The 23,032-nt window shown below is 44.3% G+C and carries 26 protein-coding genes; 7 read left to right on the top strand and 19 right to left on the bottom strand.

Features of this window, described 5'->3' with window-relative positions:
• The first annotated feature begins 28 nt into the window (after nucleotides 1–28).
• The 3 genes from M1E06_RS08130 to ispG all read left to right on the top strand — a co-directional run bounded on the left by M1E06_RS08130 (nucleotide 29) and on the right by ispG (nucleotide 2,405).
• A complete protein-coding gene (locus M1E06_RS08130) occupies nucleotides 29–787 on the top strand; it encodes a DUF1189 domain-containing protein (RefSeq protein ID WP_048349957.1) in 759 nt (252 codons plus the stop codon).
• An 84-nt stretch (nucleotides 788–871) separates the two neighbouring features.
• Nucleotides 872–1,177 carry a LysM peptidoglycan-binding domain-containing protein gene (locus M1E06_RS08125; RefSeq protein ID WP_026579294.1) on the top strand — a complete coding sequence of 102 codons (306 nt, stop codon included), beginning with the start codon at nucleotides 872–874 and terminating at the stop codon, nucleotides 1,175–1,177.
• 106 nt (nucleotides 1,178–1,283) lie between these two features.
• Nucleotides 1,284–2,405 carry a flavodoxin-dependent (E)-4-hydroxy-3-methylbut-2-enyl-diphosphate synthase gene (ispG, locus tag M1E06_RS08120; RefSeq protein WP_095323521.1) on the top strand — a complete coding sequence of 374 codons (1,122 nt, stop codon included), beginning with the start codon at nucleotides 1,284–1,286 and terminating at the stop codon, nucleotides 2,403–2,405.
• A 34-nt stretch (nucleotides 2,406–2,439) separates the two neighbouring features.
• Here the strand turns inward: ispG and M1E06_RS08115 are convergent, their stop codons facing one another.
• Nucleotides 2,440–2,811: a hypothetical protein gene (locus M1E06_RS08115; RefSeq protein WP_023855219.1), complete on the bottom strand. Its 372-nt coding sequence runs from the start codon at nucleotides 2,809–2,811 to the stop codon at nucleotides 2,440–2,442.
• A 137-nt stretch (nucleotides 2,812–2,948) separates the two neighbouring features.
• Between M1E06_RS08115 and M1E06_RS08110 the strand changes: the two genes are divergently transcribed.
• Nucleotides 2,949–3,533: a 5' nucleotidase, NT5C type gene (locus M1E06_RS08110; RefSeq protein WP_026579293.1), complete on the top strand. Its 585-nt coding sequence runs from the start codon at nucleotides 2,949–2,951 to the stop codon at nucleotides 3,531–3,533.
• 70 nt (nucleotides 3,534–3,603) lie between these two features.
• Here M1E06_RS08110 and M1E06_RS08105 read toward each other — a convergent pair whose 3' ends face one another.
• From M1E06_RS08105 to M1E06_RS08090, 4 genes are all read right to left on the bottom strand, one after another.
• Nucleotides 3,604–4,035, bottom strand: coding sequence for a Fur family transcriptional regulator (locus M1E06_RS08105; protein WP_023855221.1), 432 nt, complete (start codon nucleotides 4,033–4,035; stop codon nucleotides 3,604–3,606).
• A complete protein-coding gene (locus M1E06_RS08100; RefSeq protein ID WP_023855222.1) occupies nucleotides 4,013–4,873 on the bottom strand; it encodes a metal ABC transporter permease in 861 nt (286 codons plus the stop codon). The genes M1E06_RS08105 and M1E06_RS08100 overlap by 23 nt, the downstream gene beginning before the upstream one ends.
• Nucleotides 4,873–5,649 carry a metal ABC transporter ATP-binding protein gene (locus M1E06_RS08095; protein WP_048349955.1) on the bottom strand — a complete coding sequence of 259 codons (777 nt, stop codon included), beginning with the start codon at nucleotides 5,647–5,649 and terminating at the stop codon, nucleotides 4,873–4,875. Before M1E06_RS08095 ends, M1E06_RS08100 begins: the two co-directional genes overlap by 1 nt.
• 143 nt (nucleotides 5,650–5,792) lie before the next feature.
• The gene (locus tag M1E06_RS08090) at nucleotides 5,793–6,677 is read right to left on the bottom strand and encodes a YitT family protein (protein WP_026579292.1); all 885 of its coding nucleotides are present in this window, start codon (nucleotides 6,675–6,677) and stop codon (nucleotides 5,793–5,795) included.
• Nucleotides 6,678–6,803: 126 nt separating this feature from the next.
• On the opposite strand from M1E06_RS08090, the gene M1E06_RS08085 reads away from it, so the two are divergent.
• The gene (locus M1E06_RS08085; RefSeq protein WP_023855226.1) at nucleotides 6,804–7,058 is read left to right on the top strand and encodes a DUF2624 domain-containing protein; all 255 of its coding nucleotides are present in this window, start codon (nucleotides 6,804–6,806) and stop codon (nucleotides 7,056–7,058) included.
• Between the two features lie 29 nt (nucleotides 7,059–7,087).
• Here M1E06_RS08085 and M1E06_RS08080 read toward each other — a convergent pair whose 3' ends face one another.
• Nucleotides 7,088–7,981, bottom strand: a complete 894-nt coding sequence (locus tag M1E06_RS08080; RefSeq protein ID WP_020452220.1) for a deoxyribonuclease IV — start codon at nucleotides 7,979–7,981, stop codon at nucleotides 7,088–7,090.
• A gap of 11 nt (nucleotides 7,982–7,992) precedes the next feature.
• Nucleotides 7,993–9,312, bottom strand: coding sequence for a DEAD/DEAH box helicase (locus tag M1E06_RS08075; protein WP_050820709.1), 1,320 nt, complete (start codon nucleotides 9,310–9,312; stop codon nucleotides 7,993–7,995).
• A 255-nt stretch (nucleotides 9,313–9,567) separates the two neighbouring features.
• Here M1E06_RS08075 and vrrA point away from each other — a divergent pair, with 255 nt between their 5' ends.
• Nucleotides 9,568–10,218 carry a VrrA/YqfQ family protein gene (gene vrrA, locus M1E06_RS08070; RefSeq protein WP_048350291.1) on the top strand — a complete coding sequence of 217 codons (651 nt, stop codon included), beginning with the start codon at nucleotides 9,568–9,570 and terminating at the stop codon, nucleotides 10,216–10,218.
• 119 nt (nucleotides 10,219–10,337) lie between these two features.
• Nucleotides 10,338–11,282 carry a 4-hydroxy-3-methylbut-2-enyl diphosphate reductase gene (locus M1E06_RS08065; protein ID WP_023855228.1) on the top strand — a complete coding sequence of 315 codons (945 nt, stop codon included), beginning with the start codon at nucleotides 10,338–10,340 and terminating at the stop codon, nucleotides 11,280–11,282.
• A 26-nt stretch (nucleotides 11,283–11,308) separates the two neighbouring features.
• On the opposite strand, the gene M1E06_RS08060 is transcribed toward M1E06_RS08065, so the two are convergent.
• The 12 genes from M1E06_RS08060 to dnaG all read right to left on the bottom strand — a co-directional run bounded on the left by M1E06_RS08060 (nucleotide 11,309) and on the right by dnaG (nucleotide 23,006).
• Entirely contained in the window at nucleotides 11,309–12,430 is a 1,122-nt protein-coding gene (locus tag M1E06_RS08060) for a Nif3-like dinuclear metal center hexameric protein (RefSeq protein ID WP_048350290.1), read from the bottom strand.
• Nucleotides 12,427–13,074, bottom strand: a complete 648-nt coding sequence (locus M1E06_RS08055) for a tRNA (adenine(22)-N(1))-methyltransferase (protein ID WP_026579288.1) — start codon at nucleotides 13,072–13,074, stop codon at nucleotides 12,427–12,429. Before M1E06_RS08055 ends, M1E06_RS08060 begins: the two co-directional genes overlap by 4 nt.
• A gap of 155 nt (nucleotides 13,075–13,229) precedes the next feature.
• On the bottom strand, nucleotides 13,230–13,955 hold the full coding sequence (locus M1E06_RS08050; protein WP_025811146.1) for an endonuclease V: 726 nt from the start codon (nucleotides 13,953–13,955) through the stop codon (nucleotides 13,230–13,232).
• 225 nt (nucleotides 13,956–14,180) lie between these two features.
• Nucleotides 14,181–14,405, bottom strand: coding sequence for a hypothetical protein (locus M1E06_RS08045; RefSeq protein WP_020452227.1), 225 nt, complete (start codon nucleotides 14,403–14,405; stop codon nucleotides 14,181–14,183).
• Nucleotides 14,406–14,602: 197 nt separating this feature from the next.
• Nucleotides 14,603–15,262, bottom strand: coding sequence for a hypothetical protein (locus M1E06_RS08040; protein WP_230459150.1), 660 nt, complete (start codon nucleotides 15,260–15,262; stop codon nucleotides 14,603–14,605).
• 257 nt (nucleotides 15,263–15,519) lie between these two features.
• A complete protein-coding gene (locus M1E06_RS08035) occupies nucleotides 15,520–16,029 on the bottom strand; it encodes an Imm6 family immunity protein (protein ID WP_020452229.1) in 510 nt (169 codons plus the stop codon).
• Nucleotides 16,030–16,045: 16 nt separating this feature from the next.
• Nucleotides 16,046–18,064, bottom strand: coding sequence for a ribonuclease YeeF family protein (locus tag M1E06_RS08030; RefSeq protein ID WP_035338388.1), 2,019 nt, complete (start codon nucleotides 18,062–18,064; stop codon nucleotides 16,046–16,048).
• Nucleotides 18,065–18,088: 24 nt separating this feature from the next.
• The gene (locus M1E06_RS08025) at nucleotides 18,089–18,352 is read right to left on the bottom strand and encodes a YwqI/YxiC family protein (protein ID WP_025811144.1); all 264 of its coding nucleotides are present in this window, start codon (nucleotides 18,350–18,352) and stop codon (nucleotides 18,089–18,091) included.
• Nucleotides 18,352–18,786 carry a YwqH-like family protein gene (locus tag M1E06_RS08020; protein ID WP_023855236.1) on the bottom strand — a complete coding sequence of 145 codons (435 nt, stop codon included), beginning with the start codon at nucleotides 18,784–18,786 and terminating at the stop codon, nucleotides 18,352–18,354. The genes M1E06_RS08025 and M1E06_RS08020 overlap by 1 nt, the downstream gene beginning before the upstream one ends.
• A 353-nt stretch (nucleotides 18,787–19,139) precedes the next feature.
• On the bottom strand, nucleotides 19,140–19,499 hold the full coding sequence (cccA, locus tag M1E06_RS08015) for a cytochrome c550 (RefSeq protein ID WP_020452233.1): 360 nt from the start codon (nucleotides 19,497–19,499) through the stop codon (nucleotides 19,140–19,142).
• Nucleotides 19,500–19,854: 355 nt separating this feature from the next.
• Nucleotides 19,855–20,976 (bottom strand): RNA polymerase sigma factor RpoD, encoded by a 1,122-nt coding sequence (rpoD, locus tag M1E06_RS08010; RefSeq protein ID WP_020452234.1) that lies wholly within the window; start codon nucleotides 20,974–20,976, stop codon nucleotides 19,855–19,857.
• Between the two features lie 206 nt (nucleotides 20,977–21,182).
• Entirely contained in the window at nucleotides 21,183–23,006 is a 1,824-nt protein-coding gene (gene dnaG / locus M1E06_RS08005; RefSeq protein ID WP_023855237.1) for a DNA primase, read from the bottom strand.
• Between the last annotated feature and the right edge of the window lie 26 nt (nucleotides 23,007–23,032).

Genomic DNA, 23,032 nt, shown 5'->3' with positions numbered 1-23,032 from the left:
CATTATAGAAATAGGAAGTGAAAAACGAATGAATTTATTTCAGCGATTTTTTAAAAGTACATATTCCCCTCACGCGATTGGCAAAATGCGTTTCCAAGGCATAGGGAAAACGATTTTATACGTATTTTTGCTCAGCATCATTGCCGCTCTCCCGAACCTTTACCATATCAGCAGCGGAGTGGTGAATACAATGAACAGCTTTCAGTCAGCTGTAAAAGAATTCCCCGCTTTCTCCATAAAAGACGGCTCACTGCAAACAGATGCAAAGAAAGCGATTGAATCACAGTCATTCGGATTTGTCATCGTTTTTGATCCGAGCGGCTCTTATAAAACAAAACAGATCGAAGACAAACGGAATTCCGTCGGCATTCTGAAAGATAAGTTCGTCATCGCCATTGACGGCCAAGTTCAGGAAATGCCGTACACCATGCTTCCCGAAGACATGTCCAAGGACGATATCCTTTCTTTAGTTGATCAAAATAAATCGGTGATTGTTCCCGTCTTATGCGTTCTGCTGTTTTTGGCGACGGCAGCCGGAAAATTCATTGATGTCTCGGTTCTTGCCGTCATCGGGCTGGTCATTCGCAATGGACAGAAGAAAATGCTCTCCTATAAGCACCTTTGGGTGATGTCTGCTTATTCGATCACGCTCGCGACCGTGTTTTTTGCAATTATGGACGCGCTGGAGGCGGTGGTTCCAAGTCAGTTCCTCCTGAACTGGTTTGTGAACTTTATCATCCTGTTTCTCGCCATTAAAGAGACGCCGTCTTCTAAAGCAGCAAGGTAAAACGGGCAGGAGCAAATTTATTGTCATGTTGAAAGAGGGACAAGCGTAACATAATAAAAAATGCACGAAATGGGGACAAATCAGATGAAACGTGTGATTGTGCTGTTTTCGATTTTGCTCGCCCTGTTCATTGTTTATTATGACTTGAAATCAGGCACCATCCCTCAAAACGCCTTGCCGGCTTCAACCATGGCAGCAGAAGCTCCGGCTGCAAGCCTGCAATATAAGACCGTTACCGTCAAACCCGGACAGACCGTATTTTCAATTATCGGGAACAGCGCCGTTCCGGCCGACAAAATAGCCGAAGATTTTGAAGCGCTGAATCCGAATGTGAAGGCGAGCCGCATTCAAGCAGGCATCACCTACAAGTTTCCCGTTTATCCTGAATAAGCGTTAATTTCTTGTCAGTTTCATGAACGGGCTGTTACAATAATACTTGTAAACGATTTGGTATAAGAAAAGGAGCAACCGCCTCCGAATTATACTTAAGGAGCGAATTCAAGTGAGTGAAATCACACATCGTACAAAAACGCGTCCCGTTAAAGTGGGACCTTTAACAATAGGCGGCAATAACGAAGTCGTCATTCAAAGCATGACAACAACGAAAACACATGACGTTGAAGCAACCGTCGCCGAAATCAACAGACTCGCGGAAGCGGGATGTCAAATCGTCCGCGTCGCCTGTCCTGATGAACGGGCTGCAGACGCGATTCCTGAGATCAAAAAGCGGATATCCATTCCTCTTGTCGTGGATATTCATTTCAACTATAAATTGGCTTTAAAAGCGATCGAAGGCGGAGCCGATAAAATCCGCATCAATCCGGGAAACATCGGCCGCCGCGAAAAGGTTGAAGCGGTTGTCAATGCAGCGAAGGAAAAGGGCATTCCGATCCGGATCGGCGTCAATGCAGGCTCTCTGGAAAAACGAATCCTTGAGAAATACGGCTATCCGACAGCAGACGGCATGGTCGAAAGTGCACTGCACCACATTAAAATTCTTGAAGATCTCGATTTCCACGATATCATCGTCAGCATGAAGGCGTCTGATGTCAATCTGGCGATTGAAGCGTACGAAAAAGCGGCAAAAGCATTCGATTATCCGCTTCATTTAGGCATCACCGAATCGGGTACGCTGTTTGCCGGTACGGTGAAAAGCGCCGCCGGTCTCGGCGCGATCCTTTCAAAAGGAATCGGCAATACATTGCGGATTTCTTTAAGCGCGGACCCGGTCGAAGAAGTAAAAGTCGCCAGGGAGCTCCTGAAATCTTTCGGGCTCGCTTCCAATGCAGCGACATTGATTTCCTGTCCGACTTGCGGCCGGATCGAAATCGATTTGATCAGCATCGCCAATGAAGTCGAAGATTACATCGCTAAAATCAAGGCGCCGATTAAAGTTGCCGTTCTCGGCTGTGCCGTCAACGGTCCCGGAGAAGCGCGTGAAGCCGATATCGGGATTGCCGGCGCACGCGGCGAAGGCCTCCTGTTCCGCAAAGGCGAAATCGTCCGGAAAGTGCCTGAGGAAACGATGGTCGAGGAATTGAAAAAAGAAATCGACAAGCTCGCCGAAGAGCATTATGCCAAACAAGCGGCCGAAAAAGAAAAATTAAACACAAAATAAAAAAGCTTGACGGATATCCGTCAAGCTTTTTCCGTTAGAAAAACGGGGTGATGAATATGCCAAGCACCAAGGAAACTGCACCGATACCCATTGCCCATGCTCCTAAGCCAGCTGCTCCTTGTCTTCTGGCTATATAACCGACAATGATCCCTGCAATTCCTAACAGCACTGGAAGCATAAACAAGGAAATAATCGAAAGCGCAAGCGCGATATACCCGGTTACGCGTCCGCCGGCAGCATCGGCATCGTTACGCGCGTCACCGTTGTCCCTGTTATCCGTACGATAAGTCGGGGCAACTTCTGCTGCTGTTTCTTCTAAAAAGTCATCATTATCTAAAGTCGCATCGACTAGGTCAGCATCATAACCGGCCCGGTTACGACCGCGAACATTTTGATCTCTTTCCATTCGATATCCCCCCTCTTTAATCCATAAAGGAGCATTTATAGTTTAAGCATTTTAGCCCGATTCATGTTTGCTAAACTTTACTGTAAATGTTAAAAGATTATGATACACTGGAGGAATGGATGATAAGGAGTGTGGACATGTTACATTTAGGAATCGATATTGATGGAACGATCACTGCCCAGGATACTTTTGTTCCCTATTTGAACGAGTCGTTCAGCCTCTCCATTACATTGGAAGATATTAAGGAATATGACTTAACAAAGCTGCTGAATATATCCCAGGAAGATTTTTGGAAATGGATGAACGAAAACGAGCCCCGCATCTATCAGGAAGCATTGCTGGCTCAATATGCCAAACAGACGCTGGATGAGCTGAAAAAGCAGCATAAGCTGATATACATTACGGCAAGAAGACACCATCTGGAGGATATCACCTTTGATTGGTTCGAGAAACGCGACATTCATTATGACCATATAGAACTTGTCGGCGGTCACGATAAACTGGAAGCCGTCTTCAGGCATAAGATCGATGTTTTCTTTGAGGACCACCACGGAAATGCAACCATGATTGCAAAAGAAGCAGGCATTCCGGTTCTGTTGTTTAATACGCCGTATAATCAGCTTCCGATCGATTCAAACATCGTCAGAGTCGACAGCTGGCTTGAAGCCGCCCAATGGCTGAAAAAGAACGAGAAAACGATTAAAGGCGCAAAAAGCATGTAAGATAAAGTCTCTTACATGCTTTTTGCGTTAAAAAGGCATATGGCTTTTTAACGCCATATGCCGCTTTTCTTTACTGCGCTTCTGCGCTTTTTTCTTCGCATCGCGGGCACGTTCCGTAAATTTCAAACTTGTGGCCGCTGATCTGGTAGCCGTCAAGATCGTCTGTCAGCTTTTCCATCGGGCATAGCTCGATTTCCTTCGTTTTGCCGCACATCATGCAAATAAAATGATGGTGGTGATGAGCAGAAGAACATTTAAAGCGAAACAGCTTTTCACCGGAAAGCTCAGTCGTTTCCAAAATGCCGAGTTCTTCAAACAGCGACAAATTCCTGTAGATCGTATCAAAGCTTAACCCCGGATAATCATCGTTTAAAGCGGAAAGGACGTTTTTCGCCGTTAAATATTTATCAGAATCACTAAACAGCTGAAGCATATCCTCCCGTTTGCTTGTATATTTATATCCTTTTTCCTTCAGTAAATCAAGCGCTTCCTGTACGTTCACGGCGAATCCTCCTTTTGATTTTATTATAACTGATGCACAGTATCAGGATAAAGATCGACAGCATCACGATCGTTCCCCCCGGCGCAAGATCCAGATGATAAGCAAGCACCAGGCCGACGATGACGGAAAGTTCACCGAATAGAATCGATAAGAAGATCGCCTGCTTAAACCCCTTGGCAATGCGCATGCTCGCAGCGACAGGGAGCGTCATCAGCGCTGAAACGAGAAGCGTACCGACGATTCTCATTGAGGCGGCAATAACAAGCGCAACGATCAAAATAAATATAAAATGAATCCACTTTGCGGAAATCCCCGAAGCTTTAGCATGCTCTTCATCAAACGACAGAAGAAACAGCTCTTTAAAAAGGGAAAACACCACAATCAAAACGGCCGCGGAAATTCCGACGATCACCAGCATGTCTTCCCGCGAAACAGCGCTGACGCTGCCGAATAGATAGCTGAACAGATCCGTATTAAATCCGTCCGCAAGCGAAATAAAAATAACGGAAATCCCGATTCCCCCCGACATGATAATCGGGATCGCCAGCTCCTGATAATGTTTATAAACCGTTCTCAGCCTCTCGATAATCAAAGATCCGGCAACGGAAAACGCCATTCCGAAATAGATCGGGCTGACGCCGGCGAGCACTGCAAACTGTTTGCCTGCATACAGGCTCGCTGCTATGCCGGCTAAAGAGACGTGGCTGAGCGCATCTGCGATCAGCGACAGGCGCCTGACAACGATGAATACACCGAGCAAGGGCGCGATGAGGCCGATTAATATTCCTGAAATAAAAGCGTTTTGCAAAAACTCATAATGAAAAAAAGGTGTCAGCATTATTCGTGTCCTCCATGATGATGGTGATTGTGGCTGATGGCTTGAACATCATGCCCGTAAAATTGAGACAAGTCTTGATCTGTCATGGACTCAAACTCTTCTGTATTGCCGTGAAAATGAAGATGTTTATTCATGCAGGCAACGTGTGTGACTTTATCGGAAACCGTGCCGACATCATGGGTGACAAGAATGAGTGTAATGCCTTTTTCACGATTCAACTTCTCCAGCAGCTTGTAAAACCCTTCAACTGTTTTTTGATCGACTCCAACCGTCGGCTCGTCAAGAATGAGCAGCTTCGGTTCGCTCACAAGCGCTCTCGCGATGAAAGTTCTTTGCTGCTGTCCCCCCGAAAGCTCGCCGATGTTCCTGTCTTTCAGGGACGTGATGCCGACGGCTTCGATCGCTTCATCCACCTTTTGCTTATCGGCTTTGGCCATGCGTCTGAATAAGCCGAGCTTCGCTGTTAAACCGCTTGCCACCACTTCATATACGGAAGCGGGAAAACCGGTGTTAAAGCTGTTTGCTTTTTGGGATACAAAGCCGATTTTGCTCCAGTCCTTAAATTTTCTGAGAGGGACGCCGAACAAATTAAGTTCGCCTGTCTGCGGCTTAATCAGCCCCAGAATGCATTTCAGCAATGTCGTCTTTCCCGATCCGTTTGGACCGACCAAGCCGAGAAAAGTCCCTTCTTCAATGTTTAAATTGATATCTTCTATCACATTTCGATGATCATAGGAATATGATACATGCTTCATTTCAATAATAGGTTGTTTCAATACGTTCACCTTCAACTTCTCCAGAATCATTACGATTTATCGCACAAAAAGAAAATGGCAGCCGAAAAGCAGCAAGCCATTTTCACGATTGACCAGTTCATCTTTAAATTATACATATAAACTAAAAAAAAGTAAATGAAAGCCTAATGGATGGCATTTTTGAACTTTCCTCCACGCGTTTCGTGCGTGTCCATAATCGTTATAAAAGCATTGTGATCAATATTGAAAACAATCGATTTCAGCTTTGTCACTTCAAGCCTGGTCACAACGGCATAAATCACCTCTGTATCCTCATCGGAATAGCCGCCTTTCCCTTTGAGCTTTGTCGTTCCCCGGCCGAGGCGATGCAGCAGCGCATCGGAAATCTCCTCGTATTGATCTGAAACGATGATGACCGCTTTCGTCTCATCAAGCCCTTGAATAACGGCGTCGATCGTCTTCATCGCAATATAGTACGTCATAACCGAAAACATAGCCTGCTCAAGGCCGAATACAAAGCTTGCCCACGTAAAAATAAAGACATTGACGAACATGACAAATTCGCCGACTGAAAATGGCAGCTTTTTCGTAAGCAAAATGCCGAGTATCTCAGTTCCATCCATAGAACCGCCGTTACGAATAACAAGCCCTACGCCGAATCCGAGCAGAAGACCGCCGAATACGGCTGCCAGAACGGGCTGAGTCGTAACCCCTTCTACATGATGCAACAAGGTTTCAATAATTGATAAGCTGATGATTCCGATCAGGGTTGAAATTAAGAACGTTTTTCCGATGTGCTTGTAGCCTGAAAACATAAACGGAATGTTAAGAACGACGACGAGCAGTGCGAAGTTGATATACGGAGTATCTTTAAAAATGTAGTCCAATATTAGTGAAATGCCGATAATGCCCCCGTCAATGATGTTGTTCGGCACTAAAAATAATTCGATGCTGGCGGCTGCACAGGCAGCCCCGACGAGAATCATGACGATCCGAAACGCCACTTTGACCGCTGATTCTTTTTTATGCTGTTTTATGGTATTTGCCATTCTGTCTCTCCTTTTTCCAAACTGGCCAAACTGTCCCTTATCATCATATCATTTAACAGACTGAAATAAAAAAATGACACATTTTTAATTTTACGCCATACATTAGTTCAGAGGGGAGGAATGGACGTGATTTTATTTCAAAAAATCGTGCTGCAGCGTTTAAATCAGGTCACGGCTGACGAGGTGCTGAAGTACGCTAAACAATACGGAATTCATGTAACAAGAAAACAGGCGCTTGAAGTGGAAAAGCTTGTGAAAGGAAAAAACATCAATATTTTTAATGAGGAAGAACGCAATAAACTGCTCAAGCAGGTGGAAGCGGTCACTTCAAAAGAAGCGGTGCAGCTCTTGAACCAGCTATTTTCTCAATACGTATCATAAAAAAAGGGGAGCTGATACGCCCCCCTTTTTTATTGCTGCTTGATTTTTTCCAGCAGCCCTTCATCAAACTGTTTATTTTTAAGCATTTCAATTTCAAACCGGTATGGCGGCTTTTTGTTCTTTTTATCTTCTCCTACATAAGGCGTTTCAAGGATTTTCGGAATATCTTTCAGCTGATCGTGGTGGACGATGTATTGAAGCGCATCAAAACCGATTTCTCCGAATCCGATGTTTTCGTGCCGGTCCTTTCTCGCGCCTCTGACATTCTTGCTGTCATTAATATGAAGCACTTTTAAACGGTCGATTCCGACGATCTTATCGAATTCGTTTAAGACACCGTCAAAGTCGGATACGACATCGTAACCCGCGTCATGGGTATGGCATGTATCGAAGCAGACGGATAAATGTTCATTGTGTGTAACGCCGTCGATGATCTGTGCCAACTCCTCAAACGTCCGTCCGCATTCTGAACCTTTGCCGGCCATCGTTTCCAAAGCGATCTGCACATTCTGATTCGGGTCGATGACCTCGTTCAATCCTTCGATGATTTTTTGAATGCCCGCTTCTGCGCCTGCACCTACATGAGCTCCCGGGTGAAGAACGATTTGTCTGGCGCCGATCGCCGACGTCCTTTCAATTTCAGAACGCAGGAACTCGACACCGAGCTCAAATGTGGCCGGATTTGTTGTATTGCCGATATTGATAATATACGGGGCATGAACGACGATATCAGAGATGCCGTTCTCCTCCATATGGGCTCTTCCTGCTTCAATATTTAAATCCTCGATTTTTTTCCTGCGCGTGTTTTGCGGCGCTCCCGTATAGATCATAAATGTATTGGCGCCGTAGGAGCTTGCCTCCTGACTGGCCGCAAGCAGCATATGTTTTCCGCTCATTGAGACGTGTGAACCGATTTTCAACAAAACTGTTTCCCCTACTTTCCTTTTCTAAATTGCTTTCTTTTTTGCTGTCTTTTTATTTTATTGATTTCCGTCTGCATTTTCTTCTTATATCCTGGCTTGACTTTTCTCGGTTTTTTCACAAGCCGCTTGGCGACCTCATCCGTTTCATCAGGCGTTCTTTTTCGATTCTGACGGCGCTTGCGGTCATCGATCTTTTTCCACTCGCCTTTTTCAAGCCTCATGTTTTCAAACACGATTCCCATCTGTTCAAGCTTCACAAGTGCATCTTCGTCAGAGGTATCATAAAACGTCATCGCTGTTCCGGATGTTCCGGCGCGCGCTGTACGGCCGACGCGGTGAACGTAAAAATCAAGATCGTCTGGCAGTTCATAGTTAATGACATGGCTGATGCCTTTAATATCGATTCCCCTTGCAGCCAAATCAGTGGCTATGATATAGGTGAATTCCAGATCGCCGATTTGCTTCATCACTTTTTTTCGTTCCCGCGGCGTAAGCCCTCCGTGAAGAAGTCCGACTTTCATCCCTTTGTCCGTCAGGTATGCGGCGATTTCGTCAGCCGTTGTTTTTGTATTGGCAAAAACAATCGCCAAATACGGATTTAAATGGGTCATAACCTCGAGCAGCAGCTCATTTTTATCCCTGTGTCTGGAAGGTATCAGCACGTGTTCGATTTTTTCGGCCGTGATGTGCTTCGGCTCAACATGCGCATACCTCGGATTGGCCATATACTTTTTCAGGAAAGGCTTTAATTTTTCTGGAATCGTTGCGGAAAATACGAGCATCTGCAAGCCTTCAGGCATATGCGACCCGATAAAATCGACATCTTCCAAAAATCCCATATCAAGCATTAAGTCCGCCTCGTCGATAACGAGCGAACCGGCTTTATGAACATCGAGCGCCTGCTCCCTGATCAGATCTGCAATCCGCCCCGGCGTACCAACCACCAGATGGGGCTGTGTTCTTAATTTGTCAATCGATTTTTGTTTATCGGTACCGCCGATGAAACATTTCGAACGAACCGCTTCATCAGGCCCTAAAAACTTGGTGATTTTCAGGACTTCCTGATGAATCTGGTTGGCGAGCTCCCTTGTCGGAGCCGTAATCACGACTTGAACGAACTCTTTTTCAAAATCGATCCTGCTTAAGAGCGGGAGCAGATAGGCATGCGTTTTTCCCGTACCTGTCTGCGACTGTCCGATCGCGCTCTCCCCTTTCAGCGCCGCAGGAATTAACCGCTTCTGAATATCAGTCGGCTCATAAAATCCCAAGTCGTGAACAGCCTCTATAATAAACGGCTTTAAATCGTACATTTCAAATTTCGTTTGTTTCATTTTCCCAACTCCTTCTTGGAAAGCCTTTATTCCGGCGCTCCAAGCTTTATCCTATATGGCTGAATTGTGCGCTTATGTATCCTTTTTTATGCCGCACTGCTTAAAAAAAGGCTGATATCATGTCCATCATTAAATTATAACTGATCCTGCGGAAAAAAACCATCACCCCCGCCCTATTCGGGCCGGCGGCAAAGGCACTTTGCCACCGTTGGTGCATACCCTATCAAGAGAAGGATTTTGAAAGGAGGTACAAGTATGTTTCAGCAACAGCCGATGAGAAATCAGCCAAGACCGCAGATGCCGCAAAGGCCCGGCAGAGCCTTGATGCCGAGACATCCGGGGATGAGAATACAGCCCCCTCAAGCGCAGCAGCGCGGCCTGCAGCAAATGTTTCAGCCGATGGGCGCCGCCCAGGAGCAAGCAGGGGCGCGAGGAGGCGGCGGGATTCAGGGTTTGCTCTCGAAAATCCTTCCTGGATCTGCCGCGTCCGGGGGAACAGGAGCAGGCCTCGGCGGAACCGGAAGCGGCCTTGGAGGCATTCAGGGTCTTGCCAATCCGGCTACCATTTCAAACATGCTCGGCAATGTTCAAAAAGCGCTCGGTGTAGCCCAGCAAGTAACGCCGATGATTCAGCAATACGGACCTCTCGTCCGCAATCTCCCCGGCATGGTGAAAATGTTCAGACAGCTGAATTCCGATGATACTGAGGCGGAGGACAGCGAACAACAAAAAGACGAACCGGACAACAAGACCGAAACGAGCGGCGAAAAGAAAGAAGAAATAAAAGTGTCTTCCAAAACACCCGAAAAATCCAAAGCCGAAGAAATCAGAAAAAAACGGAGCCGTTCAGCCACTCCGTCTGCAAAAAGAAAAACCGGAGGATCAAAACCTAAACTGTATGTATAACATTCTTTGATATCTCCTGCGGGATCAGATATAATAGGTCTATAGAGACTGCAAAAATAAGCCGTTTTTTACGGCTTTTTATCATGCCCGGCTCTTACTTCTTTATAGGAGGACTAAGAATGAACGTAATTAAAATATCGCCGCGCGGCTATTGCTACGGTGTCGTCGACGCCATGGTCATCGCAAAAAACGCGGCTCTCGATAAAAGTCTGCCGAGACCTATATATATTTTAGGAATGATCGTTCACAATAAACATGTCACCGACGCATTTGAAAAAGAGGGCATTTATACGCTTGACGGTCCGAACCGGCTTGAGATTTTGAATCAGGTCGACAAAGGAACGGTGATCTTCACCGCTCACGGCGTTTCGCCCGAAGTCCGTAAAATAGCTGAGGATAAAGGTCTTGTCGCGATTGACGCCACCTGCCCTGATGTGACAAAAACACACGATTTAATCCGAAAAATGAAAGCGGAAGGCTATCACGTCATCTACATTGGAAAAAAAGGACACCCGGAGCCTGAAGGAGCGGTCGGTGTCGCCCCGGATATCGTTCATCTTGTCGAAACCGAAGAAGACGTGGAAAGGCTGGACATTGAAGCGGAGAAACTGATTGTCACGAACCAAACGACGATGTCCCAATGGGATGTCCATGATATTATGGAAAAAGTAAAAGAAAAATATCCGGATGTTGAATTCCACCAGGAGATTTGTCTGGCCACCCAGGTGCGTCAGGAAGCGGTGTCCGAACAGGCGAAAAAAGCCGACTTGACAATCGTTGTCGGCGATCCGAAAAGCAATAACTCGAATCGCCTCGCCCAGGTCTCCGAGGAAATCGCAGGCACGAAAGCATACCGGATCGGCGATTTAAGCGAATTAAAGCTGGAATGGCTCGACGGCGTGGAAACCGTCGCTGTAACGGCCGGCGCATCGACCCCGACTCCGATTACAAAAGAAGTCATCCGCTTTTTAGAACAATTCGATCGTGAAGATCCTTCCACATGGAAGATCAGTCACGAAGTACCTCTTCAAAAAATCTTGCCTAAAGTAAAAGCAAAAACCTGAAGCATCCATCGCTTCAGGTTTTGTTTTTATAAAAATGTAAACGGGTTCGTATTTGTATCTGATGGAAAGACGGCGACATTGTATTTTTTCTTTCGGCACATCGCCGTCAGCTTTTTCGCAACTCCGTTTTTCATGATTTGTTCGGCATAATGTCCAGGGTCGACCACATTCAGCCCGATCATCATGGCATCGTGCGCCGTATGGAAATAAAGATCTCCTGTTACATATACATCGGCGCCCATACGTTTTGCATGATGGATGTATTTATTGCCGTCGCCGCCTAATACAGCGACCTTCTTCACTTTCGCATCAGACTTGCCCACCATCCGCGCTCCGTTTGCCTCCAGCTTTTCTTTCACATAACGGGCAAATGCTTCGAGTGTCATCTCTTCATTCAATTCACCGATACGGCCCAGCCCTTTTCGAAGCGGACTCTGCTCGACGGGATAAATATCAAAGGCCACTTCTTCATACGGATGAGCCTCATTCATCGCTTTGATCACGGATTTTTCAATACCTGACGGATAAACGGTCTCAATTCTTACCTCTTCGACCCGTTCAAGCTCGCCCCGCTCGCCGATAAAAGGATCGGCTTCAGACAGCGGCTTGAAGCTGCCGACTCCTTCTGAAGAAAACGCACAGTGGCTGTAGGCGCCGATATGACCGGCTCCGGCGTCTCCAAGCGCTGCGCGCACCTGTTCTTCATAATCTTTCGGGACATAGACGGCGAGTTTTTTCAGCGGCTCTTCGTAGGTTGGAACGAGCACTTTTGTGTTCTTTAATTCCAGCGCTTCCGCAAGCATGTCGTTGACACCGCCGTCAGCAACATCGAGATTTGTATGAGCCGCATAAACGGCGATATCATGCTTGATGCACTTTTCGATCAGCCTTCCGCCAGGCTGGTCTGTGATGACATGTTTCAGCGGCCTGAAAACAGGCGGATGGTGCGCAATGATTAAGTCAACGTTCTTTGCAATCGCTTCATCAACCGTTTCTTCGAGAACATCTAGCGTGACCATGACATTGGACACCGTTTTGTTCAGCGTGCCGATTTGCAGGCCGATTTTATCGCCTTCAACGGCGTATGACTTTGGTGAAAATTGTTCAAACAATTGGATGATTTCATGCCCGTTTATCGTTTTTGTCATCTTCTAAGTACCTCCTTTAAGACCTCTATCCGTTTTGACAGTTCAAGCAATTTTTGTTGATTTTCTGCACTCGGAAGAGCCGCTTCAATTTGTTGATAGATGTTTTCCGTATGTTTCAGTTCTTGCGACCATTTTTTGATAAAAACAGCATTTTTTTGTTTGGCCAAAAATGGGCCGACAAGCATGCCTGCCGCAAAGGAAATCCCATCGTAAGCCGCATCCCGATCGCCCGCTTCCGCGACGAGAACCTCATAGTACTTGCCGTCTTCTTCAAGGATTTCTTCATTGATCAGTGCATAGCCTTCCTGATAGAGCCATTCTCTAATATGGTGAGCGTGGATATTCGGCTGTAAAACCAAACGTTCCTTACCTGAGAGCTTATCCTTGCCCGCTTTTAGAATGTGAGCAATGAGCGAGCCTCCCATTCCGGCAATCGTGATCACATCAGCTTCGCCCTTTTCAATCACTTCAAGCCCGTCGCCTTTCCTTACGGATATGAGCGGACTTAATTGCAATTTCTCAACCTGCTGCTTCGCAGAAAGAAAAGGACCATCTGTGATTTCTCCGGCGATCGCGGCGCTTGCCAGTCGATTCAGCACACAATAGCAAGGCAAATACGCATGATCAGACCCGATATCAGCCACAACCGCCCCTTTTGTTATGTATTTCGCCACAGTCTGCAGCCTTTTCGATAACTTCAATTCATTCACAATTATCACAACTTTTCTAGATTCATTTTTCCTTTACTATCATATAAAAAATCGCTTTAGTTTCCAAGCTGGAACAGCAAATCAACATTTTACTCGATCAATTTTTGATTTTCTCTGTAGTACGCACGTAAAGCATGAGTCTCAAGATCCGCGAGCCGAACCGGAATCGGCAGCCTGCTTTCTCGATTGACCAAGCTCATCGCGATGTCATAACTGCTGTCTAAATCAATCAAATGTCCGCATGATAGAAATATCGGTTTGACATCTTGCCTTGTCCGCACCGCACGTCCGTAGACTTCGCCATCAATTACAATATCAGTATAAGCACCGAAATTATTATCAGGCATCACAAAATCAGTTTGTTTTATTTTCAAGTAAGTTTTCGCAATGCCGATCGTTGGCTTTTCGAGAAAAAACGCCGCATGTGTCGCAATCCCCATATGGTTAAAATGGAGATAGCCATTCCCGTCAAATAAAAAAACATCCGGTTCAATCGTCAGCTTCTTAGCCGCCTTAATAATAAGCGGCAGCTCCCTAAAAGCAAGAAACCCCGCGATATAAGGCACAGCGATTTTTCCTGCACTATGTACTTTTTCAATGACACGCTTCGTATGAAAATCCAGCACGATGATACTGCAGACACCAAACGCTTCACCATCTTCCTCCCAATAAGCTAAATCAACCCCCGCACAGGTTTGCAGAGCGTCTTTACTGATAGATTTTACTAGATTGATATGTTTTTTTAGTTTTGTTTGTATCGTTAAAAAGTCATTTTCTTGGTTTAAATTAAAATCGTGTATGTTGTTGATGTTCATCTTTAAAAACCAACTTTCTATCATCCCTTTTTTCAAAGCGCCTTTATCCAGATCATATCTAAATTGTTCAGTTCATTCAAAGTTATTGATTCATACCGGGATAAGCCGGGACAGCAAGATGTCTTATAGAATGAGCAGCATATAAAAAAGAACCCCTCAACAAGCAAAAAATTGGGAGCTCTGTTTGTCTTTTTGTAAATCGAAGTATTTTCTAATCATTCATTATTATTCTTTATTTCTCAGCTTCATCGTCATACTGTTTACACCCTCAAAAACAGCGTCCCGTATGATTTCAGTGTAATTCTCATAACTGTCGCTTTTGGCTTTAATGATATCTAAAACTTGTTTAAATTGTCCATCTATGATAATCGTAATGCCTTCGACCTTTTCACCTGTCTGATCATTCACAAATTCCTCATTTAACATGGTTACCGTATCATTACTATTCATAAGACACTCTCCTATCTTTTTGAAAATAAACTTTTCCCTTTATGATTGATCCAATACTTTTGATTTGTAGGAACTAGATTTGTAAAGTCCTCATAAATTCCGATCCAATGATTCGGTACATATTCTTCATAAGATGCTGGCTCTGGGTATATGGAATAGAACTTTTTTTGACCAAAATCTAACAAATCATCGGCTGGCTATTTATATTTATGTTCGGCTGCTTTTTGAAGTGTGGCTTCGATGTGGTCCACTAATTTTTCTGGTCTTCTCGTTTCCATGTCTTCTAACGGGTTATCCCAGTCTAGATTTTTTATTAACAGCATATAAAAGGTGCCTGAAGGATCAATATCTATATACCAGCCGACATCTAAAGTCAAGCGGCTTTCTTTATGCTCCAACTGCAATAATGATGACGTAAAGTTGAACCAGTCATCACTGTCTTCCTCTAAATGATCTGGATCGATATCAATTAGTTTATTATAAGAGACAGTCCATCCTTGAGGAACTCTCAGACGTAAATAGTCAGGAGGGCCTTCAAAAATAAAAATGTTCCCTCCAAATGCCGCCGCTTCTATTTTCCAAATGATCCGTTCCAATTCGTCCACTAACTGCCGGCGATCTTCAACATTGATTGTGTCAATCGTTTCTCCATGATTGTCACAAATATGTATAAGATAATCATCATGGCCTTTAATGATTTTGACCGCAGCATGATATCTTTGTTTTTCTAATTCTATTAATTTCGTATTTGGTTCAACTGTTTCTTGTGTGACGGTTAAATCATGGTATTTAACGAACCAGCCGCACGGTATATTTATAGGTTCTAATGATTTTATGGAATTAGACAAATCGTTCACTCCTGATTTGTATAATATAAACTGTTGATTTGTTGCGATGACTTCCGAGAGAATACAACCCTTTAATTATCCCTCTTTACATTTCACGGCCATTAGAATCACTTCGTAAAATTATAATGTACCTACTCATTTTCTATCCTAAAACTAGAAAAAGCACTTGTTTCCTTTTATTTACAACCAAGTGCTTTATTCTTAACTTTAGGAGCAGTTAATAAACATATATTAAACTTACGATTGTTATATAAGTTTTTTCCTAATTAAAATAACTTTATAAACTCTTCTCTTTTTGTTGGGATCTCAGTGTTTGTGCTCTGATAATTTTCAATGCCTTTTCCTATTTTTTCAATCTCCTTCAATGTGATAAAACCAGTTTCCACTGCACTGTTTAAAAAGATGGTAATACTATCGTTATTAATACTCTCTAACGCTTGTGGTAAATATTTCACTTTTTCCTTTTTATAAGCTTCCCAAGAAGTATAAGCGACAGCATCAACTAATAGTGACCATAGCCTAGCAATATTTAAGTCTTCTTCTTCCTCAGCAAATTCTGAAATTCCTGTAAAGTCTGCGTTATCAATTAGCTCGTATAAGTCATCACCAGTAACAGCATGAGATTCAACCCATAACCAGCATTTGTCCAATGCTTCTCTCCCTTCAGGATACCTTTCATCGTCTTTGCTGATTACAGAAAATACTCTTTCGGCAACTGTTAAAACAAAGCCTACTTTAACTTCATTTTGTAAATTATCGATTGAAATATTATCCATGATTTCCTCCTTAAAATTATCCGATAATCTTTCCATCTTTTAAAACGAAAGATAACAGTCCATTAGTTTTAACACTGTCATCAATCTCTGATGTTACTTCTATTGTTAGATTGGGATATTTCTTGCTTGCTTGATAAAATATACCACTCTTTTCAATAGGATAAGGTTTAAGTAATCCTTTACTACACTTATTACATACGCCTCTTGGATTAGACTGGTGAACTCTTAATGTACCTGTTACTTCCGTCGGTTTGATGCCTGCCTTCTTTACAGCAGAATCAAACTCGTTTAAAACTCCTTCTTCAGCATGTCTTGTAAACTGTGCTAATTTAGGATTTTTCATATGATCGTATGGGGCCCTGATCTCTCTATTTGGTAAGATTGTATCCAATGAAGGCAGTCCAGCTTCTTTTCTTACTTCTGGAGATCCACCTTCAAAAGTCCTTTTTTCAAGTCCTTTTACATCGGTTTTACCAACTGCAATTGTATTAGTCTCTGGAACATTCCACTTTTTCCGTAAAACATCCAGATCTTCTTTACCCAGTTGGATCTTACCATTACCCATCCCCTTACCACTCACCATCTTCACAATTCCAAGCTCTTTCACCGGCGTTTTCTCAACATTCACGCGGACAATTGGGGTGCCGATGCGGTGGCCTGTTGTGGAGGCCGGCTGTTCGACGTAGACGCGGACGTTTGTCGGAACTTGGAAGGATTTCACCTTTTCAAGGATGTTGTTTCCTTTTTGTACCAGCGCCGCTTTTGGCGATTTTGCGAGCGGAATATTTTTGCCAGGTGTTTTGGCCAATGTTTGAGCGCCGTGGTTTGCCGTTTTTGCTACAGCACCTGCGCCGACGAGACTCAAGGCTGCTTCGATCAGGCCTTGTTTCCGCCTCTCTTCAGAAACTTTGTTTCCAAACATGTCCTTGCCCGTGACGGCTTCTGAGAACCCATTTGAAGCGACAAGGCCGTAGGCGCCCATTTCCGTCATTTTCAAGACGTTCAACGTTTTTGAGGCTTTGTAAGCGTCAAGCGCGTGTTCAGCGGCGATGAGTCCTTTTCCTGTTTTATAAATGGCTTTGCCGCCTTTGAAGGCTCGGCCTGCCCACCCTACGATCGGAATAAATCCTGCTGCCGCCATTGCTCCGGCGGCGACACGCTGGCCGTCTGTCAGCTTTTCTCCTGTGACCGGGTCGACGCCGTCAGCGGCTCTCTTATAATCATAATACCCGCTGACTTCTCCGACAAATGTTCCGGCAGCGTCGAGCGCTTTTAAATACCAAGGCTTGTTCGCTTCTTCTTCTTGTTTTTCCTGAAGCCTGCGCGCTTCTGCCTGTTCATTTTTGAATTCAATATAATTGGCGGCTTGATTTTCGACGTCTATCGTATTTTTATAGATCTCGCTTGAGTGGAACGATTTCAAGCTAAAATACATCGGCGAGGCGGTTTTTCCGTGGCTTGTAGCTTCCATTAGCCCGGAATATTTGCCGAGCACGGCGCTGTCGAGTGCTTGTAAGTTTGTGTATTCGGTCTTGAGCGATTCATCCAGCTGATTAACGGCGTCGATGGTGTTTTGCCGAGTTGTTTGCGCTTTAGACATTTTATCAATATAATCGTCGAGCGTCCAATTGTCCAAGTCAACGATATCGCTGATGCTTGCGATGATTTTATCCATTTCCAACTTGAGCCCCGAGACGATTTCTGTCGCTTTCAAATCAGCGTTTTTCAGTTCATGATCCAAAAAAGAGATTTCCACATAAGAATCGGACAGCTTTTTGTCCTTTATATCACCCGATATACCTTTAAAAAAAGCAATCTGCGCTTCAACAAGCTTTAACCAGCTGTCTACGATCTCTGCCTGTCCTTTGTAGAAGTCTTTAATGTTGTCGGCACCTTTCCCCTGAAAATCTTCACCTAAATCAGCGACGCCAAGAAACGCTTTTTTGAGCGTCTGCAGTTGATCCTCAAAGGTTTCGTATTGTTTCTTGCGGTTATTCGCTGCTTCAATTAAAGAATGCGCTTCAAATACTTTCATTGAATTGTCCTCTCTAACCTCAGGCTATTTTCTGGCGATTGCTTTGTCCTGCTCTTTCAGCAAATCGACATTTTCCTTCGTATCCTTTATGTTTTTGTGTACGGCTTTTTTGTAATCGGCCACCATCTGATGTATGTTCTGCTCGCGTTCGTGGCACTTTGTCACATATGTCAATTTATTTTTCCCCGCAGCTTTCGGAGGATTTGGCAGGTCTAGGGCATCGAGCGCCTCTCTTACGGCCTCCAGCTTTTTGATGACCGCTTCATGTTTCAGCTTGATTGTCGTCATTAAAACCAGCTCCAACTGTTTTTGATTGAGCGGAGTTTATCGCTCAACTGATCAACCGCTTTTTCTCCGAGAGAAAGCAAATGATCCGCCTCTTTAGCTGCCGCTCCCGCCAATTCAAGGCTGTGTTTTTCAATTTCCAGCGCGAAAATTTTTCTCTCCAGCTGTGAAATATAGCCTTCGTACTTTCCGTTCACGATGTTGTACATTGATGTATGAGCTTCATCCCGTTCATCATCAAAATCATTGGCGAAGTCCCCCGTCCAGTGGCTGTTCAGATGAGGGTGCAAGATTTGTCTGATCTCGACAATCCCGGTTTCGTGTTCTTTCTCAATTTCCTTTTTTGCTGTTTTGACACGTTCAATCCGGCTTTCTACATCAGTCAGCTTTTGGTTAATCGTGCTGTGGATATGATTCAATGTGCTCTCATGACTCATATGATTCACCTCAAGAAATACTCAAATAGACGGATGAAAACAGTGCATCTGCTGCATTCTTTCCATTTATATAATAGTAAAATAGATGCAATCTTACTTAAATAGGGTGGATTGCTTATTTTTTCCCCCACAAAGGTGGAGTGCGCCCCAAAAAAAGTAACAAAGGCCTATTTCCGGCAGACGCATCATCCTCTTAAAGGCCGGGACCGAAAATCTAAATAGTCCAAATCACCCTTCAACGTGACTCAGCGCTAAGCAAAAGCCCCCGTTTAACGAAAACAAAAAAGGATTCGCACAAAAGCTCTTGTCTAAGCTTTCATTGCGAATCCTTTTGGTGATGAAACGGTTTTAACCTATTTAATCTCTGACACCCATTTTGCCATATCATCAAGCTTTTCCGCCGGAACCAGTCCTCCCGGCATTCCGTTACCGCCTTTTTCAATCTTTTCTTTAATCGCACCTGTATCCATCCGGTCTCCGACGCCCTTCAGTTTAGGTCCTGATACACCTTCATAATTCTCGCCGTGGCAGGTTACACAGTTCGCTTTGTAAATTTCTTCAGGCGAGGCATCCGCTTTGTCTTCTTGAGCTGTTTTATTCCCTTCGCCTGCAATTTCTTTTTCATCATAAAGGCCTTTTATGGATAAGATAAAAACCAGTCCTATGCCCATAATGGCGATTAATAAAAATGGTATCAATGGATTGCGGTTCATTTTACATCCCCCTTTTTAATTTACCCCTGCCCCTTATGTAAACAATTCTAATTCTACTTTAATTTTACAAAAAGTAAACCAATTATGAAACAAAAGCTGATGAAGTTCACATTTTAGACAAAATAACGGATGATGAAGCAATTGTTCATTTTCCATTTAAAGACCAGTTTTTGAATACGGTTACAACAATAATTATAAAGGGCTTTTCCTTCGATCTCAAGGTTATAATGACTCAAAATGCACTTTTGGATATTTGCAAATTCGAAAGAAATTAAGTAAAATATAATCGGGTTACCAATAATAGCGCTTTCATTCTGTCGTGAAAAAAAGAACGGATCTCCTGACCCGTTCAAGTTTATTCGAGAAAATCTTTCAAGCGTTTGCTTCTGCTTGGATGTCTTAATTTACGAAGTGCTTTAGCTTCTATTTGACGAATTCGTTCTCTTGTTACCCCAAATACCTTACCAACTTCTTCTAATGTTCTTGTACGACCATCATCAAGGCCGAAGCGAAGGCGGAGCACATTTTCTTCACGGTCTGTCAATGTATCCAGTACATCTTCAAGCTGTTCTTTCAGCAATTCATATGCTGCATGATCTGACGGAGAAGTCGCTTCCTGATCCTCAATGAAGTCTCCCAGATGTGAATCGTCCTCTTCACCGATCGGAGTCTCGAGTGAAACCGGTTCCTGGGCGATCTTTAGAATTTCACGGACTTTTTCAGGCGTCAGATCCATATCTTCCGCAATCTCTTCAGGCGTTGGCTCGCGGCCGAGATCCTGAAGGAGCTGCCTTTGAACACGAATCAGTTTGTTGATGGTTTCAACCATATGAACAGGAATTCTGATCGTTCTCGCCTGGTCGGCAATCGCTCTTGTAATCGCCTGTCTGATCCACCATGTCGCGTATGTGCTGAATTTGTATCCTTTGCGGTAGTCAAACTTTTCTACCGCCTTCATCAGGCCCATGTTTCCTTCCTGAATAAGGTCAAGGAAAAGCATTCCGCGGCCGACATACCGTTTTGCGATGCTGACGACAAGTCTCAAGTTGGCTTCAGCCAGACGGCGCTTCGACTCTTCGTCGCCTTCTTCGATTTTTTTCGCGTATTCGATTTCTTCTTTTGCAGACAAAAGGTTTACCCGTCCGATTTCTTTCAGATACATGCGGACAGGGTCGTTTATCTTAACGCCCGGAGGCACGCTTAAATCGTTAAGGTCAAATTCTTCTTCGGCCTTGGCCAGCTGTTGAATATTAGGATCCTCATTTTCTTCGTTCTCGCTAATTAATTCAACGCCTTGTTCTCCTAAAAATTCATAATACTCATCCATTTGGTCTGATTCGATCTCGAAGCTGGACATGCGCTCTGCAATTTCTTCATATGTGAGCACTCCGCGCTTTTTTCCGGCTTCTGTTAATTGATCCCTCACCTGTTCAAATGTGAATTCAGTTTCGGTCTCGTGTGCTTGTTTATCAGCCATTCATGGATCCCTCCTTCCAAAACTTACAGACGAATTCTAAAAGCATCCCGCTTTTTTTGTTCCTATTTCACGAATAAAGCCTTCTCTCTCATCTAGGGCTTCACGGGAAAGCAAATCATAAATTGACAATATATGATTAGGACAAGCAGCTTTTGCTCCTCCGTTAGGATTCATTGCCAAAAGCTTTTCCTATTATATATAACGGTTTATTTCAGCGAACGGTTCAGCTTAACAATTTCCTGTGCCAAAGTTGCCGCTTTGATGAAGTCTTTTTGCCTCTCGGCTTCCGCCCTTGCAGCTTCTTTTTCTTTTATCATTGACCAATTTCGATAATTCAACACTTTTTTTACATAATCAGATAATTCCGCTTCACTTAATTCTTCGTTCACCTGAAGCATTAAGATATCTGTCAGAAGCTGACCGAGTTCCTGATCCTCAACTCTCTTAAAGAGCTCCTGGATGGAAATGTCCGCTCCTTCTTCATACATGGCGTACAAATAAGCGGCAATCGCGCGGTGCTGATCAAGGTTGAATTCAAAGCCCACCCGGTCTAAAACCTTTCGAATGACGTCCCGGTCATGAATCATGTGAGCCAGGAGCATCCGCTCCGCGTTCTCATGAGCCGGCCGAAGACCTGTCTTTCTCCGCGGGGCGCGCGAAACGGCCGCCTGCCGCTCTTTTGAGTCCTGACGGCTGCTTTCCCTGCTGCGGCTTACAGCCTGCTTTTCAAATACGGAAAGCTGATCCTTCAAGGATTCAAATGAGATTGAAAATTCATTTGCCAGCTGTTTGACGTATATTTCCTGTTCCAAAGGTCCGCTGAGAAGGCTGACTTCCTTCAGTACATCGTTGATATAGGCTAAACGGTCTCCTTCATCAGACAGGTTTCTGCCCTTGCGGAAATAGTTCATTTTAAACGTCATCATCGTAACGCTGGCCCCTATTACATCATTCTTAAATTTCTCGCTTCCGAATTTTTTGATGTAGTCATCGGGATCCAGCCCGTCAGGTATCATGGCCACCTTGACGTCGCAGCCTTTTTTCTGAAGAATCTCCGCCGCTTTCAGCGTGGCTTCATAACCGGCATGATCCGAGTCATAGCACAGTATGACCTCTCCGACATTTCGCCTGATGATTTTCGCATGCTCTTCTGTCAGCGATGTGCCCATCGTGGCGATCGATTCTTTCACACCGGAACTGACGGCTGAGATGACGTCGGCAAATCCTTCAAAAAGGACGGCCCTCTCTTCTTTTCGAATGTGAAGGCGGGCCTGATGGAAATGATAGAGAAGCTTGCTTTTTCGAAAAAGCGGCGTTTCCGGGCTGTTCATATATTTTGGCTGCTCCCCGGTGAACGTCCTTCCGGAAAAAGCGACCGTTGCGCCGTGATGATCATGAATCGGAAACATAATCCTGTTTCTGAAACGGTCAAAATAGCCGTCACCGTTCTCGCGTCTGATGATGAGTCCAGCTCTTTCCATCAGCGCAAGATCAAAACCTCTCCGTTCCAAAAACTTTGTGATGAAATCCCATGAATCAAGGGCGCATCCGATTTCAAACTGCTCGATCTGCTCCATCTCAAAGCCTCTTTCGAGCAAATAATCGAGCGCTTCCTGGCCTTCCTTTGTATTGACCAGCAAATGATGATAAAATTTCTTTAACAGATCATGAGCTTCCGCCATTTTCTGTTCATCCGAACTGCCTGTGCTGTATGCTGATACAGCCGCTACCTGCTCCGGCAGATCTATTTGATATTTGTCCGCCAGGTGAGAGACGGCCTCCGTAAATGAATAACCTTCCATTTGTCTTAAAAATGAAAAAACATTCCCTCCCGCTCCGCAGCCAAAACAATGAAAAATCTGTTTTTCTCCGGAAACGGAAAAAGATGGCGTATTCTCACCATGAAAAGGACAAAGCCCAAAATAATTACGCCCCTGTTTTCTCAACTGGACGTACTCTCCGATAACTTCTACGATATCAGCTGATTTTTGCACCTGTTCTACAATTTCGTCTGGTATACGATTGCCCATGTTCCAACACTCCGTCGTACATAATT

The organism is Bacillus sp. AK124 (genome assembly GCF_053903085.1).
This window is presented reverse-complemented; position numbering and strand designations above follow the sequence as displayed.